Source organism: Cryptosporangium phraense, from assembly GCF_006912135.1.
In the GTDB taxonomy this organism is placed as follows: domain Bacteria; phylum Actinomycetota; class Actinomycetes; order Mycobacteriales; family Cryptosporangiaceae; genus Cryptosporangium; species Cryptosporangium phraense.
Genome location: NZ_VIRS01000034.1, coordinates 1 through 14,330, shown reverse-complemented (window position 1 = coordinate 14,330; position 14,330 = coordinate 1). Strand labels below are relative to the sequence as shown.

General features: G+C 71.8%; 14 protein-coding genes. 6 read left to right on the top strand and 8 right to left on the bottom strand.

Annotated elements, in window-relative coordinates; genetic code table 11:
* Positions 1-25: 25 nt before the first annotated feature.
* Both hrcA and FL583_RS32910 read right to left on the bottom strand, forming a co-directional pair.
* Complete coding sequence (hrcA, locus tag FL583_RS32915; RefSeq protein ID WP_142708789.1) at positions 26-1,048, bottom strand: heat-inducible transcriptional repressor HrcA; 1,023 nt, start codon at positions 1,046-1,048, stop codon at positions 26-28.
* A 100-nt stretch (positions 1,049-1,148) separates the two neighbouring features.
* The gene (locus FL583_RS32910; RefSeq protein ID WP_142708788.1) at positions 1,149-1,658 is read right to left on the bottom strand and encodes a MarR family winged helix-turn-helix transcriptional regulator; all 510 of its coding nucleotides are present in this window, start codon (positions 1,656-1,658) and stop codon (positions 1,149-1,151) included.
* A 114-nt stretch (positions 1,659-1,772) separates the two neighbouring features.
* Here FL583_RS32910 and FL583_RS32905 point away from each other — a divergent pair, with 114 nt between their 5' ends.
* A complete protein-coding gene (locus tag FL583_RS32905) occupies positions 1,773-2,288 on the top strand; it encodes a DUF4870 domain-containing protein (RefSeq protein ID WP_205752683.1) in 516 nt (171 codons plus the stop codon).
* On the opposite strand, the gene hemW is transcribed toward FL583_RS32905, so the two are convergent.
* Entirely contained in the window at positions 2,281-3,507 is a 1,227-nt protein-coding gene (gene hemW / locus FL583_RS32900) for a radical SAM family heme chaperone HemW (protein WP_142708787.1), read from the bottom strand. The genes FL583_RS32905 and hemW overlap by 8 nt on opposite strands.
* A gap of 142 nt (positions 3,508-3,649) precedes the next feature.
* On the opposite strand from hemW, the gene FL583_RS32895 reads away from it, so the two are divergent.
* Positions 3,650-4,510 (top strand): hypothetical protein, encoded by an 861-nt coding sequence (locus FL583_RS32895; RefSeq protein WP_142708786.1) that lies wholly within the window; start codon positions 3,650-3,652, stop codon positions 4,508-4,510.
* Between the two features lie 578 nt (positions 4,511-5,088).
* Positions 5,089-5,328, top strand: a complete 240-nt coding sequence (locus FL583_RS32890; RefSeq protein ID WP_170323990.1) for a transposase — start codon at positions 5,089-5,091, stop codon at positions 5,326-5,328.
* Here FL583_RS32890 and FL583_RS32885 read toward each other — a convergent pair.
* The 4 genes from FL583_RS32885 to ung are packed head-to-tail and all read right to left on the bottom strand — an operon-like array spanning position 5,317 to position 8,577.
* Positions 5,317-5,958, bottom strand: a complete 642-nt coding sequence (locus tag FL583_RS32885; RefSeq protein WP_142708784.1) for an MOSC domain-containing protein — start codon at positions 5,956-5,958, stop codon at positions 5,317-5,319. The two genes, FL583_RS32890 and FL583_RS32885, sit on opposite strands and share 12 nt — an antisense overlap.
* Positions 5,955-6,605 carry a response regulator transcription factor gene (locus FL583_RS32880; RefSeq protein ID WP_142708783.1) on the bottom strand — a complete coding sequence of 217 codons (651 nt, stop codon included), beginning with the start codon at positions 6,603-6,605 and terminating at the stop codon, positions 5,955-5,957. Before FL583_RS32880 ends, FL583_RS32885 begins: the two co-directional genes overlap by 4 nt.
* Complete coding sequence (locus FL583_RS32875; RefSeq protein ID WP_205752682.1) at positions 6,602-7,858, bottom strand: sensor histidine kinase; 1,257 nt, start codon at positions 7,856-7,858, stop codon at positions 6,602-6,604. Before FL583_RS32875 ends, FL583_RS32880 begins: the two co-directional genes overlap by 4 nt.
* Positions 7,859-7,905: 47 nt before the next feature.
* Positions 7,906-8,577: a uracil-DNA glycosylase gene (gene ung, locus FL583_RS32870; RefSeq protein ID WP_142708782.1), complete on the bottom strand. Its 672-nt coding sequence runs from the start codon at positions 8,575-8,577 to the stop codon at positions 7,906-7,908.
* A 110-nt stretch (positions 8,578-8,687) separates the two neighbouring features.
* Here ung and FL583_RS32865 point away from each other — a divergent pair, with 110 nt between their 5' ends.
* Both FL583_RS32865 and FL583_RS32860 read left to right on the top strand, forming a co-directional pair.
* The gene (locus FL583_RS32865; protein ID WP_142708781.1) at positions 8,688-9,407 is read left to right on the top strand and encodes an ABC transporter ATP-binding protein; all 720 of its coding nucleotides are present in this window, start codon (positions 8,688-8,690) and stop codon (positions 9,405-9,407) included.
* Positions 9,407-11,773 (top strand): ABC transporter permease, encoded by a 2,367-nt coding sequence (locus FL583_RS32860; RefSeq protein WP_142708780.1) that lies wholly within the window; start codon positions 9,407-9,409, stop codon positions 11,771-11,773. The genes FL583_RS32865 and FL583_RS32860 overlap by 1 nt, the downstream gene beginning before the upstream one ends.
* Positions 11,774-11,833: 60 nt before the next feature.
* Here FL583_RS32860 and lepA read toward each other — a convergent pair whose 3' ends face one another.
* On the bottom strand, positions 11,834-13,678 hold the full coding sequence (lepA, locus tag FL583_RS32855) for a translation elongation factor 4 (RefSeq protein WP_142708779.1): 1,845 nt from the start codon (positions 13,676-13,678) through the stop codon (positions 11,834-11,836).
* Positions 13,679-13,976: 298 nt separating this feature from the next.
* Here lepA and rpsT point away from each other — a divergent pair, with 298 nt between their 5' ends.
* Positions 13,977-14,237 (top strand): 30S ribosomal protein S20, encoded by a 261-nt coding sequence (rpsT, locus tag FL583_RS32850; RefSeq protein ID WP_142708778.1) that lies wholly within the window; start codon positions 13,977-13,979, stop codon positions 14,235-14,237.
* Positions 14,238-14,330 lie beyond the last annotated feature (93 nt).

Here is a 14,330-nt window from a genome sequence, read left to right as displayed (position 1 = left end):
AAGGCATGTCCCTGCCCAGCCCCGCTCAGTTCCCTGCGAGAATTTCGCCGACGTACCGCGCTACGGCACGGACCGCGCTGATCGTGCCGGGGTAGTCCATCCGAGTCGGACCCACCACCCCGAGGCCGGCCAATGCGGTGTCACCTGCACCGTAGGCCGTAGTCACCACTGAAATGCCCCGCAACTCCTCAACCTGGTTCTCGTCGCCGATCCGGACCCGCAGCACCGTCGGCGAATCGACCTCACCGACGAGCTTCAGGAGCACCACCTGCTCCTCCAGTGCTTCCAGGATCGGGAAGACCGAACCCCGGAAGTCAACCGTACTGCGAGTCAGGTTCGCGGCGCCCGCCAGGACGACCCGTTCTTCCCGCCGTTCGACGAGCGTCTCGAGCAGCACGCTGGCCACGGTGGTCAGCGCCGGACGCAGCGCGGGCGAGATCGAGTCGAGCAGCTCCTCGACCCGGGTCGGCGCGTCCGACAGCCGCTGGCCGGCGAGCGCGCTGTTGACCGTCGCCCGCAGCACGTTGACGTCGTCGTCGCTGATGCCGGCCGGGAACTCGACCGTGCGCTGGTCGACCCGGCCGGTGTCGGTGATCAGCACCAGCAGCAGGCGGTTGGCGCTCAGCTGGACGAGCTCGACGTGCCGGACCGAGCTGCGGGTGAGGCTCGGGTACTGGACGACCGCGACCTGCCGGGTCAGCTGAGCCAGCAGCCGGACCGTGCGCGTCACCACGTCGTCGAGGTCGATCGCTCCGTTGAGCAGCGTCTGGATGGCCCGCCGCTCGGCGACCGAGAGCGGCTTGACGCCGGCCAGCCGGTCGACGAACAGGCGGTAGCCCTTGTCGGTGGGGATGCGCCCGGCGCTGGTGTGCGGCTGGGCGATGTAGCCCTCTTCTTCCAACACGGCCATGTCGTTGCGGATCGTCGCCGGAGAGACGCCGAGCTGGTGACGCTCGGCCAGCGCCTTGCTGCCGACCGGCTCTTCGGTGTTGACGTAGTCCTGCACGATGGCCCGGAGGACCGCCAGCTTCCGCTCGTCAAGCGTCACGCTGTCACCTCCCCGAGCACGATCTTGGCACTCCGCTGCCGAGAGTGCCAAGCATACGGGGCGGACGTGGCGGTCCGCTTCCTCTGTGTGGGTCTTGTTACTAACGCGCAGCCTCGGCCGACTCGCCGCAGATCGCCCTGGCGATCTCCCCGAGCTGGGCGACCTGTTCCGGGGTGAGCCGGTCCATCAGGCGTTTACGCACCTCGGCGACGTGCGCGGGTGCGGCTTCGCGGAGTACGCGGTAGCCCTCGTCGGTCAGGACGGCCAGCGCACCGCGGCCGTCGGTCGGGCAACTCTCCCGCCGGACCCAGCCGCGCTCCTCGAGCCGCGATACGGCGTGCGACAGGCGGCTTCGGGACGAGAGGGACGAATGGGCCAGTTCGCTCATCCGCAGGCTGTGGCCGGGTACGTCGGCCAGGCGGACGAGGATCTCGTAGTACGTGTGCGGCATTCCCGCGTCGCGCTGCAACTGCCGGTCGAGCGCCTCGTTCAACAGCCGGTTGGCTTCGATGTACGCGCGCCAGGTGCGCTGCTCGTCCGGGCTGAGCCAGTGCGTCTCCCGGGTCGCTGCGGCCTCCCGGGTCGCTGCGGTCTCCTGGGTATCGGTCACTGCACCCCCTCTGCTCGCCCCCGCGATTTCAAGTCCGAAGCGTATCCCGCTCCTGTCGTGGGTCCGACACGGAATGCCATCCCTACCAGGTCACGGCGGTCGTACCCTGCGAGCGTGACCGATCCTGCCTCGCCGTGGCCGCCCGACTCGTCCAGACCTGACCCGTTCAGTACCCCTCCGTCGTCCGGTGGCGCCTACGGCCCGCCGGGGTACGGACATCAACCGCCCGGCTACGGCGGCTACCCGCCGCCCAGGCCGGTGGACGACACGAAGACCTGGAACATGGTGTCGCACTTCGGCGGCGTCGCGGGCGTCGTCTTCGGCGGCACGGTCTTCGGCTGGGTGGCGCCCCTGATCGCGTTCCTGGTCCGGGGCACCACGAACGCGAACGTGCGCGCGCACGCGGTCGAGGCGCTGAACTTCCACATTACGTGGGCGATCGCGAACGTCGTCGCCTGGACGGTCTTCGCCTGCGGCAGCGCGATCACGCTGGGCTTCGGCGCGCTCTTCCTCTGGGTGCTGCCACTGGTGACGTTCCTCGTGCCGCTGATCTTCGGCATCATCGCCGGTGTCCGGGCCGCCGGCGACGAGTTCTACCGGTACCCGATGTCGGTGAAGCTGATCAAGTGAGCAGGTCCCTGACCACGGCGTCGGCCAGCAACCGGCCCCGCCGGGTCAGCACCGCGCGATCGTCGCGGACGTCGAGCAGCCCGTCGGCGTGAGCCCGGGCCGCGGCGGCGCGCCCGTCGGCGTCCAGAACCGTCAACGGCAGGCCCTCGGCCAGGCGGAGGCGGAGCATCACGTCCTCGACCCGGCGGTCTTCGACCGCCAGGATCTCGCGGGCCTGAGCCGGGGAGGCCTTCGCCGCCAGGCGGTCGGCGTACCGCCCCGGGTGGCGCAGGTTCCACCAGCGGACGCCACCGACGTGGCTGTGCGCGCCCGGGCCGACGCCCCACCAGTCGCCGCTGCGCCAGTAGAGCTCGTTGTGGCGGCAGCGGGCGCTCTCGTCGGCGGCCCAGTTCGAGACCTCGTACCAGGTCAGGCCGGCCCGGCCGAGCGCGTCGTCGGCCATGACGTACCGGTCGGCCAGCACGTCGTCGTCGGGCATCGGGAGGACGCCCTTGCTGATCTGGCGGGCCAGCCGGGTGCCGTCCTCGACGATCAGCGCGTAGGCGCTGACGTGGTCGACCCCGGCGGCGACGGCCGCGCTCAGCGACGCGGACCAGTCTGCGTCGGTCTCGCCGGGCGTGCCGTAGATCAGGTCGAGATTGACGTGCTCGAAGCCGGCCTTGCGCGCCTCCTGGGCGGCCTGGACGGCCCGGCCCGGCGTGTGCCTGCGGTCGAGGACCGCGAGCACGTGCGAGCGGGCCGACTGCATGCCCAGCGAGATCCGGGTGAAACCGGCCGTCCGCAGGGCCTCCAGCGACGCCGGGTCGACCGAGTCGGGGTTGGCCTCGGTCGTGATCTCGACGTCGTTGGTGAAGCCGAACGTCTCCTCGATCCGGCTCTTGACCTGGGACAGGTAGTCGATCGGCACCAGCGTCGGGGTGCCGCCACCGACGAAGACCGTATCGACGCGGGGCAGCCCGCCGGGCGCGGCGCCGAGCACGGTGCCGGCCAGGTCGATCTCGGCGAGCGCGGCCTCGAGCCAGCTGGCGGCGTCGGTGCGGCCGGCGCTGCCGAGCTCGCCCGGCGCGTAGGTGTTGAAGTCGCAGTAGCCGCACCGGGACGCACAGAACGGCACGTGCACGTAGATTCCGAAACCGCGCTCGCCGAGCCGGTCGAGCGCGCCGTCGGGGAGCCGACCGTCGTCCGGGGCGGGCTGCCCTTCGGGCGGTAGTCCAGCCATTCCTCCAGTGTGTCAGCTCGTTCGCGGTTCCCCTCACCCCGCGCTTACGCGAAGGTCGTAGGCTCGATCAGCGGGCGTCTCCGGTACCCCACCAGTGGTGCCCCGAAACAAACGGCGTTCACGGGTTAGGAGGGGCACGAACATGCGCAAAGCGGCCGTTCTGGCGGTCGTTGTCGTGACCCTGGCGGTCGTGACCGTGATCGGCGTGTCCAGGCTCACCAAGCTGCATGTGCCGTTTCTCTCCGACACCTGCCGCAGCTACGCCGCCGACAAGGTCGTCCGGCTGGCTCCCGACCAGCTGACCCACGCGGCGACGATCGTGGCCGCGGCGGTGCGTCGGGACCTGCCCGAGCGGGCCGCGGCGATCGCGCTGGCCACCGCGCTGCAGGAGTCGAAACTGCGCAACCTCGACACCGGCGACCGCGACTCGATCGGCCTGTTCCAGCAGCGGCCGTCCCAGGGCTGGGGGACGCCCGACGAGCTGCGTGACCCGCGCTTCGCCGCCGGAGAGTTCTACGAGCACCTGGTGCGGGTGCCGGGCTGGCAGAAGATGCGCCTGACCGACGCCGCCCAGGCCGTGCAGCGCAGCGCCCACCCGGAGCTGTACCAGAAGTGGGAGAGCGACGCCGAGACGCTGGCCGCCGCGCTGCTGGGTGACGAGGCCGGCGCGGTGACGTGTCAGTTGCGCCGTCCGCCCGACCGGGTCGGGTCGCAGGCCAGCACCGCGCTGGTGGCCGAGCTCGCCGCCGACCTGGGGAAGCTCACGGTCAACCCGAGCGTCGAGGGCGATGTGCCGATCCTGAAGGTCGCGGTCGGGGGCGGGGGCAAGTCGCGGCTCGGCTGGCAGTCCGCGCACTGGTTCGTGGCCAAGGCGCACGAATACGGCGTGCGGAGGGTGGCGTTCGCGGGTGATGTGTGGACGGCTGACAGCGGCAAGTGGGTGCGGGATTCTTCGGCGCCCGGCAAGGATTACGTAGAAGTCCGAATGGCCGCCGCGTCGTAGGCGCGCCGACCGCCGCCCTGCCGGCCCCCCGCGCCGTCGCCGACGAGCGCCCGGTCGGCGTCCTGAGCTCGGCGCCGGCCCGGCGCCGGCGGAGAGCCGAACGCGAGTTGGCGCTGCCTTCCCTGTGCCGTCAGGAACCTCCGGCGCTACTACCGCCACGTGACCGACCCAAGCTGTGGCCGTTGCACCCTGCTCCCACGCGCTGAACGCGATCGCGTGGAAGCTGCGCACGGGCGCGCCATAGCGCGATGTCCCGGAGCGATACGACTCCGCTAAGACCACCCGTGAGCGGCTGCGCCGCGATCCCCGCCGGGGCCCGGCCTCGGGCGGCGAAAAAGGGGCTCCGCCTATCAGCGCGGCGCTGCGCGTATGGGCATCGTGGTTGCTGCGGTCGAGGGGGGAGGCGATCGGGCGGTCCCGGGGCGGGCTGAGCAGCACGATCCGGCTCGCGGTCGATCGGCGGGGACGGCCGATGGCCGTCCGGCCGACCGCTGGTCAGGCCGGTGACAATCCGCAGCTCCTGCCGTTGCTGGATGAGGTGTCGGTGCCCCGGCCGGCCGCGCAAGCGACCGGACCGAGTGGTGGCTGATCGCCCATCCCTCGACCCGCGCTGCGGCGCCGCAAGATCGCCGCGACGATCCCCCGAGCGCTCGGACCAGGTCGCCCGGCGCGCCGCGAAAGGCTCGGCCGGAAGCCGGCCCCCCGTCTTCGACCCGGTCATCAACCGGCAGCGCAACCTCGTCGAACGCTGCTTCAACCGGCTCGAACAGTTCCGCGCGATCGCCAACCGGTACGCCGAACGCGCCCTAGCGGCGTGAGGCGGGGGTCAGCATCTTGTGGGCTCGTTCATGAAGGGCGGCCGGTAGTTCCGGGGCCTCGAGGAGCCTGGGCGCGAGGGAGCGGTCGCCGGTCAGGGCTCGGAACACCTCGCCGATCGTGACGCCATGAGCAGGCTTCCCGACCACCTCGATCGCATCGCCGGCCCCGACGTCGCCCTCCTCGATGATCCGCAGATACGCCCCCGGCGCCCCGTGCTGAGTGAACCGCTTGACCAGGTTCGGCACGTCCCAGAACCCGGCGAACGTCCGGCACGGGATCCGCGGCCGGCTCACCTCCAGCAACGTCGACCCGACCCGCCAGCGTTCGCCGATCACCGCGTCGGTGCAGCTCACGCCCTGGACGGTCAGGTTCTCACCGAACGCACCGTTGCTCAGCTCGCGCCCGATCTCGGCTTCCCACCACTCCGCGTCCTCGCGCGCGTACGCGTACACGGCCTGGTCGTAGCCGCCGTGGTTCTTCGTGTCGACGATGACGTCGCTCTCCAGCCCGTCACCGACCGCCCGCACCCGGCCCGCCACCGGACGCTTGTCGATACCGGTGCTGCCCATGCTCTGCGTCCAGGGCACGACCCGCAGCACGCCGATGTTCACGGAAAGAACGCTGCTCATCCCCCGAGCCTACGGAGGTACGCGAGAACGGCCAGGACCCGGCGATGATCGTCGGCGTCGATGGGCAGGTCGAGCTTGGCCAGGATGTTGCCGATGTGCTTGGTGACCGCGGCCTCGGTGACGACGAGCGTCCGGGCGATCGCCGCGTTGGAGCGGCCCTCAGCCATCAGCGCCAGCACCTCGACCTCGCGCGCGGTCAGCCGGTCGAGCGGGTCCGAGCGGCGACGCAGCAGCTGGCGCACGACCTCCGGGTCGACGACCGTGCCGCCGCCGGCCACCCGCCCCACCGCGTCGGCGAAGTCGTCGACGTCGCCGACCCGGTCCTTCAGCAGGTAACCGACGCCGCCGGTGTCGCCCGTGTCGAGCAGCTCGGCCGCGTACGTCTGCTCGACGTACTGGCTGAGCACGAGCACCGGGAGCGCGGAATTCTTGGTGCGCAGGCTCACCGCGGCGCGCAGCCCGTCGTCGCTGTGCGTCGGAGGCATGCGGACGTCGGTGATCACCAGGTCCGGGCCGGCGCGCTCGACCGCGTCGATCAACGACGGCGCGTCACCGACCGCGGCGACGACCTCGTGGCCGTACCGGGTGAGCAACGCGACCAGGCCCTCACGAAGCAACACGCTGTCTTCGGCGAGCACGATCCTCACCGGACGGGGATCTCCACACGCAGCAGAGTAGGGCCCCCGACGGGGCTGACGACAGTGAGGGCGCCGTCGACGACCGCGACGCGGTCGGCCAGGCCGACCAGCCCGCTGCCCAGCGCCGGGTCCGCTCCCCCGACGCCGTCGTCGATCACCTCGACGACGAGCAGCCGGTCGTCGATGCGGCCGCGAACCGTGGCGCTGGTGGCCTTGCTGTGCCGGTCGACGTTGGTGAGCGCCTCGGTGACGACGAAGTAGGCCGCGGCCTCGATCTCCGGGGCCAGGCGCCGGCCCACGTCGACCTCGATCGTGGTCGGGACGACGGCCCGGCCCGCGACCTCGGTGACCGCCGGGGCCAGCCCGCGGTCGGTGAGCACCTGCGGGTGGACGCCCCGGATCAGCTCACGCAGCTCGGCCAGCGCGAGCTTGGCCTGCTCGTGGGCCGACGCCACCCGGCGGGCCACGTCGGACCCGGGTGGTGCGTCCAGCCGGGCCAGGCCGAGCTCGACGGTCAGGGCGACGAGCCGCTGCTGGGCGCCGTCGTGCAGGTCACGCTCGATCCGGCGGCGCTCGGCCTGGAACGCGTCGACCAGCCGGGCCCGCGACCGGGTCAGGGCCACGACCTGCTGGGTGTCGCGGGGCGCGAGCAGCGTCCGGGTGAGGTTCGCCCGGCCACCGGCCCAGGCCGTGATCAGGTACGCGAGCACGACCGCGAGCAGGACGCCGATCGGCACCAGCGTGAGCGCCTCGCCGACCGTGTTGATCTGCCAGCCCGGCCCGATGCTGATCACCTCTTCGGACCGGTCGCTGAACGCGATGATCAGCGGCGCCGAGAGCAACAGCCCGACCGACGTGCAGGCGACCGACAACCCGATCAGGTCGGCCAGGCCGAGCACCGCGAGCAGCAGCGTGGCCGCGAGCTCGCGCCAGGTCGCCGACTCCCGGTAGCGGTGGACGAACCAGGCCCAGGCGCCGGGCTTCGTCGGTGGCCGGTGCGGGGTCGGGATCTTCTCCGGATCGACCAGGCGGAGCCGCCAGCGTTCGATCGGCCCCACGATCAGCCCGCACAGCGGCAGCAGGGCCAGCACGACGAACCCGACCAGCGCGATCGTCAGCACCGCACCGGTCATCGCGACGACCACCAGCACGATGCCGACCGCCATCCCCAGCACGCTGCCGCTGGCCAGGTAGGCGAACGCCCGCCAGGGCCAGGAGGACAGCAGGAACCGCGGCCGTCGCAGGGCTTGCCAGATCGTCACGGTGTCGACGCTAGGGAGATCGGGAGGCGTTGTCGGTACGGCTGGGTCTACTCCTTGAGGTCCCAGGTGATCTCGGGCAGGCCGGCGTCGGCCAGGGCCTTGTTCGTCGCGCTGAACGGACGGCTGCCGAGGAAGCCACGCGGGTTCATCGGGCTCGGGTGACCGGCCTCCAGCACCACGTGCGCCGGGTTGGTGACCAGCGCCGCCTTCTTCCGGGCGTAGCTGCCCCAGAGCAGGTACACGACCCGGTGATCGAGCCTGTTGACGGCCCGGATCGTCGCGTCGGTGAACTCTTCCCAGCCCCGGTTGGCGTGCGAGCCGGCCTGGCCCTTCCGCACGGTGAGCACCGAGTTGAGCAGCAGCACGCCCTGCTCGGCCCAGGCCGTGAGCGCGCCGCTGCCCGGCATCGGGGAGCCGACGTCGGCCGCCATCTCCTTGAACACGTTGCGCAGCGACGGCGGCACCCGCGTGCCGGCCCGGACGCTGAAACAGAGGCCGTGGGCCTGGCCGGGGCCGTGGTACGGATCCTGCCCGAGCAGCAGCACCCGGACCTGCTCGGGCGGGCACAGCCGAAAGGCCGCGAACAGGTCTTCGAGCGGCGGATACACGGTCTGCTCGGCGTACTCGCGCTCGACGAACGTCTCGAGTTCCGTGAGATCGCCGAGGTCGAGGACCTCGCGCCACGGCTCGGGCAACAGCGCGATCAGGTCGAGTGGCATGGGGTGAACCCTAGGGCGTCACCCCGACAATTCCCGGTCTACCTACCTCTACCAGCGATGCTCCGGGCTGCTCTGGTGTCACCGGCCTCTTCGGACGGTTGGCTGGATCCATGCTCGCCACCGATACCGCCGTCGCCGCGGCTCTCCACGACGTCCACAAGGTCTATCGCAAACAGGTACGCGCGCTCGACGGCGTCACGCTGACGTTCGCGGCCGGAACCTTCACCGCGGTGATGGGTCCGTCCGGGTCCGGGAAGTCGACGCTGCTGCAGTGCGCGGCCGGGCTCGACCGGATCGACTCGGGCTCCATCGAGGTCGCCGGCGTCCGCGTCGACCGGCTGAACGAGACCCAGCGGACGCTACTCCGGCGCGACCGGATCGGGTTCGTCTTCCAGTCGTTCAACCTGCTGCCGTCGCTCACCGCGGCGCAGAACGTCGAGCTGCCGCTGCGGCTGGCCGGACGTCGGCCGTCGTCCGGCCAGGTGAAGGAAGCCCTGGCCGCGGTCGGCCTGGCCGACCGGGCCCGGCACCGGCCGACCGAGCTGTCCGGCGGTCAGCAGCAGCGGGTCGCGATCGCCCGGGCGCTCATCACCCGGCCCGCGGTGCTGTTCGCCGACGAACCGACCGGCGCGCTCGACAGCACGACCTCCCGGGAGGTGCTGGCCCTCCTCCGCGGGATCCGCCAGACGATCATCATGGTGACCCACGATCCGGTCGCGGCCGCGTCCGCGGACCGCGTCGTGTTCCTGGCCGACGGACGGGTCGTGGGCGAACTCCACTCCCCCGACGTCGACACCGTGGCCGCCCGCCTCGCGCACCTGGAGGCGTGATGATCCTCAGCACCCTGCGGACGCGCTGGACGTCGCTGCTCGGGACCGTCGTGGCGGTCGCGCTGGGCGCGGCGCTGATCAGCGGCGCGGCCGAACTGCTGGCCGGAGTGGGCGCGCGCGACGGCATCGCCCAGCCGCTGATCCACTACCCGGCCGCGCCGATCGTGGTCCAGGGCGCGCGGTCGCCGGACTCGTCGGTCTCGGCGCCGCCGCCCGCCGGGGCAGCGGCCCGGCTGGCCCGGGTGCCCGGGGTGGCGGCCGCGATCCCGGACGTGGTGTTCCCCGACGGGCGGGGCTGGGCCAGCGCGCGGCTGGCCGGGGCCCGGCTGGTGTCCGGGCGGACCCCGGCCTCCGGTGAGGTCGTCGTCGGGCGCGAGCGTGGGGTCGCGGTCGACGGGACCGTGCCGGTCCGTGGGCGGCCCCTCCGCGTGTCCGGCCTGCTCGACCGGCCCGGGCTCTACGTCTCCGACCGCGACGCGGCCTCCTGGGGGACGGTTCGCGCCGTCGGGGTCCTCGTCGCGCCGAACACTTCGGTGGACGCGGTGTCCGCCGCGATTTCGCGCGCGCTACCGGGCGTGGTGGTCCGTACCGGGGAGTCCCGCCGGCTGGCCGAGCCGAGCCCCGAGGGCCAGCAGTTGGAGGACGCCACCGCACTGCTCGGGATCTCGGCCGGGCTGGCCGGGTTCGTCGCGATCTTCGTCGTCGCGTCGACGTTCGCGTTCGCGGTGTCCCAGCGCCGTCGGGAGTTTGCGCTGATGCGGCTGGTCGGGGCGCAGCCCCGGCAGGTGCGCCGGATGGTGTACGCGGAGGCGTTCGTCGTCGGCGGGTTCTCGGCCGCGCTGGGGTCGGTGCTGGGGATCCCGCTGTCCTGGCTGTACGCCGTGCTGCTGGATCGGGCCGGGCTGGTGCCGTCGTCGTTCTCGCCGGTGGCGCGGTTCTGGCCGCTGACGATCGGGTTCGGCGTCGGGCTGGTGGTCGCGCTGCTGGGGTCGTGGACGGCGGCCCGCCGGGCCGGCCGGGTGCCCGCGGTGGAGGCCCTGCGTGACGCGGCCGTGGAACGGCGTCCGATGACGGTCGGGCGCTGGTTCTTCGGGCTGCTGTTCCTGGCCGGCGCGGTGGCGCTGATCGTGGCGTCGTCGCAGGTCGGCTCCGAGGGCGCGGTCGCGATGACCGTGTTCGTCGGTGAGTTGTTCGTGGTCGCGTTCGCGCTGCTGGCGCCGGCGTTGATCCCGCCGGTGATCCGGCTCGTGTCGTGGCCGCTGGCCCGGCTGCGCGGGGCCGAGCCGATGCTCGTGCGTCAAGGGGCGCTGACCGCGGTTCGCCGCGTAGCGTCCACCGCGGCTCCGGTGCTGGTGACCGTCGGCGTCGCGGGATCGATGATCGGAGCGATAGCGACGGTCGCGGACACGACCGACGCGGACCTGCGGGACCGCCTGATCGCGGACGTGATCGTACTGCCCGGCAGCGGCACCACCGACGGGGCGCCGGAGGCGATCGCGGCCGCCGTCCCCGGGGCGGTCGTGTCGGCGCCGCTGGCGACGACGATCTGGGAGGCCTCGCCGTCCGAGGACTCGACGCACGAGATCACCGGGGACGCCCTGGGCGTCGACCCGGCGACGCTGCGCCGGACGCTCGACGTGGCGGTGGTCTCCGGGTCGCTCGACGACCTGCGGCCGGGCACGATGACGGTCTCCGACATCTCCGACCTGCACGTCGGAGACACCACCCCGGTGCTGTTCGCGGACGGGACGACCCAGCGGTTGCGGGTGGTGGCGGTCGTGGCCTCGCTGCAGTCCACGAGCGTGCTGCTGCCGATCGCGACGGTCCGCGCCCACGATCCGACGGCCACCGCACCCTCGGTGTACGTGCACGGTGCTCCGGCCGTGGCCGTGCGGGCGGCGGTGGCGCCACTGGGCGCGCGGGCGGTCGACCGGCGGACGTATGCGGACTCGGTCCGCGCGCAGACCGACGAGGGGAACCAGCTCGCGCTGGTGGCGCTGCTCGGGGTCGCGCTGCTCTACACCGGGCTGGCGATCGTCAACACGCTGCTGATGGCGACGTTCGACCGGCGGAGGGAGCTGGCGCTGCTGCGGCTCTCCGGCGCGACGCCCCGGCAGGGGCTGCGGGTGGTGGTCGGCGAGGCGGCGCTGGTGGTGCTGGTCGGGACCGGTCTGGCGGTCGCGGCGACCGTGCTGAGCCTGATCGGGCTGGCCCAGGCGCTGGGGCGGATGGTCGCGTCGGCGGGGCCGTCGATCCCGTGGCTGCCGATCGGGGTGGCGGCGGCGGTGTGTCTGGTGCTGGCCGTGGTGGCGACCGCGCTGCCGGCCCGGGCCCTGCTGGCCCGCCCGGCCGTGGGCGCCGAGTGAACCGAGGCGTTGTGCGTTTCGGCGGCCTCTGGGTCGCCGAAACGCACAGCGCCTCGGGGGTCAGCTCTTCTTGGCGGATTCCTTGGCGTCGCCGGTGGAGAGGGCGGCGATGAACGCCTCCTGGGGGACCTCGACGCGGCCGACCATCTTCATCCGCTTCTTGCCCTCCTTCTGCTTCTCCAGCAGCTTGCGCTTCCGGCTGATGTCACCGCCGTAGCACTTCGCGAGCACGTCCTTGCGGATCGCCCGGATGTTCTCGCGGGCGATGATCCGGGCCCCGATCGCGGCCTGGATCGGCACCTCGAACTGCTGCCGCGGGATCAGCTCGCGCAGCTTCTGGGCCATCGTCGTGCCGTAGTTGTAGGCCTTGTCCTTGTGCACGATCGCGCTGAACGCGTCGACCTGTTCGCCCTGGAGCAGGATGTCGACCTTGACCAGGTCGGCCGCCTGCTCGCCGGTGGGCTCGTAGTCGAGGCTGGCGTAGCCCTTGGTGCGCGACTTCAGCTGGTCGAAGAAGTCGAAGATGATCTCGGCCAGCGGCAGCGAGTAGCGCAGCTCGACGCGGTCCTCGGACAGGTAGTCCATGCCCTGGAGCGTGCCGCGGCGGGACTGGCAGAGCTCCATGATCGCGCCGATGTAGTCGCTGGGAGCGAGGACGGTGGCCCGGACGACCGGCTCGTACACCTCGTCGATCTTGCCGTGCGGGAACTCCGACGGGTTCGTGACGATGTGCTCGGACTTGTCGTCCATGATCACGCGGTAGACGACGTTCGGGGCGGTCGCGATCAGGTCGAGGCCGAACTCCCGCTCGAGCCGCTCGCGGACGATCTCCAGGTGCAGCAGGCCGAGGAACCCGACCCGGAAGCCGAAGCCCAGCGCGGCCGAGGTCTCCGGCTCGTAGGCCAGCGCGGCGTCGTTGAGCTGCAGCTTGTCGAGGGCTTCGCGGAGGAGCGGGTAGTCCGAGCCGTCGATCGGGTAGAGGCCGGAGAACACCATCGGCTTGGCTTCCGCGTAGCCGGTCAGGGCCTCGCTCGCCGGCTTCGCGTTGTTGGTGACCGTGTCACCGACCTTCGACTGGCGGACGTCCTTCACGCCGGTGATCAGGTAGCCGACCTCGCCGACGCCGAGCGCGTCCGACGGCACCGGCTCGGGCGAGATGACGCCGAGCTCGAGCAGCTCGTGGGTGGCCGCGGTCGACATCATCTTGATGCGCTCACGGCTGCTGAGCTGCCCGTCGACGACCCGGACGTAGGTGACGACGCCGCGGTAGGTGTCGTAGACCGAGTCGAAGATCATCGCCCGGGCCGGCGCGTTCGCGTCACCCTGGGGGGCCGGGAACTGGCGGACGATCTCGTCGAGCAGGTGTTCGACGCCCTCGCCGGTCTTGCCGGAGACCTTCAGGCAGTCTTCGGGCTCGCAGCCGATGAGCTTCGCCAGCTCCTCGGCGTACTTCTCCGGCTGCGCGGCCGGCAGGTCGATCTTGTTGAGCACCGGGATGATGTGCAGGTCGTTCTCGAGCGCCAGGTAGAGGTTGGCGAGCGTCTGCGCCTCGATGCCCTGGGCGGCGTCGACGAGGAGGACGGCACCCTCGCAGGCCGCCAGGCTCCGCGACACCTCGTAGGTGAAGTCGACGTGCCCGGGGGTGTCGATCATGTTGAGGATGTGGGTGGTGTTGTCCACTTCCCACGGCAGGCGCACGGCCTGGGACTTGATCGTGATGCCGCGCTCGCGCTCGATGTCCATCCGGTCGAGGTACTGGGCGCGCATCTGCCGCTCGTTGACCACGCCGGTCTTCTGCAGCATGCGGTCGGCCAACGTCGACTTGCCGTGGTCGATGTGCGCGATGATGCAGAAGTTGCGGATCAGGCTCGGGTCGGTGGAGCCCGGCCTCGGCGTCGGGGGCACGCGGGTGTCCCTCTCTCTCCTGGCGAAGTTGGCTGGTGACGGGCGCGCTCCGGCGGCCCCGCCATCGCGCCGCGCGCGTCTTCCGGCGGCACCGCAGAGATTGCGGCCCTTCCATTCTCCCACGCGCGCCGACGACCGGAGAGCGCCGGGCGCGGGCGGCAGCGTTTTGTCGGCGGGACGCGGACCCTGGTAGCCTGGTTCTTCGCGCGGTGGGTGCGATGTGCGCTGCTCTGCAGAGAGCACCCCGCCATCGCCGGTAACTTGCCAGCACACACACGACCAGACCCGAGGCTTACGCGTGGCGAACATCAAGTCCCAGATCAAGCGCATCAAGACGAACGAGAAGGCGCGCCTGCGCAACAAGGCCGTCAAGTCGTCGCTCAAGACGGCGATCCGGAAGTTCCGCACGGCGGCCGACGCCGGCGACCGCGACGTGGCTCTCACCGAGCTGCGCAACGCTTCTCGCGCGCTCGACAAGGCGCAGAGCAAGGGCGTCATCCACAAGAACCAGGCCGCGAACAAGAAGTCGGCCATGGCGAAGCGCGCTGCCGCTCTCTGAGCCGTCGCTCACACGAAAGGCGCCGCCCCTGTCGGGGAGCGGCGCCTTCGTCGTTTCGGCCCGGGCCGGCCCGGGCCGCCGGGCGGCGCGGCT

Bases quoted from the DNA above. Each gene is read 5' to 3' on its own strand.
- hemW (WP_142708787.1), bottom strand. From the start codon at position 3,507: ATGGCTGGACTACCGCCCGAAGGGCAGCCCGCCCCGGACGACGGTCGG.
- FL583_RS32860 (WP_142708780.1), top strand. From the start codon at position 9,407: ATGATCCTCAGCACCCTGCGGACGCGCTGGACGTCGCTGCTCGGGACC.
- FL583_RS32865 (WP_142708781.1), top strand. From the start codon at position 8,688: ATGCTCGCCACCGATACCGCCGTCGCCGCGGCTCTCCACGACGTCCAC.
- FL583_RS32895 (WP_142708786.1), top strand. From the start codon at position 3,650: ATGCGCAAAGCGGCCGTTCTGGCGGTCGTTGTCGTGACCCTGGCGGTC.
- FL583_RS32885 (WP_142708784.1), bottom strand. From the start codon at position 5,958: ATGAGCAGCGTTCTTTCCGTGAACATCGGCGTGCTGCGGGTCGTGCCC.
- ung (WP_142708782.1), bottom strand. From the start codon at position 8,577: ATGCCACTCGACCTGATCGCGCTGTTGCCCGAGCCGTGGCGCGAGGTC.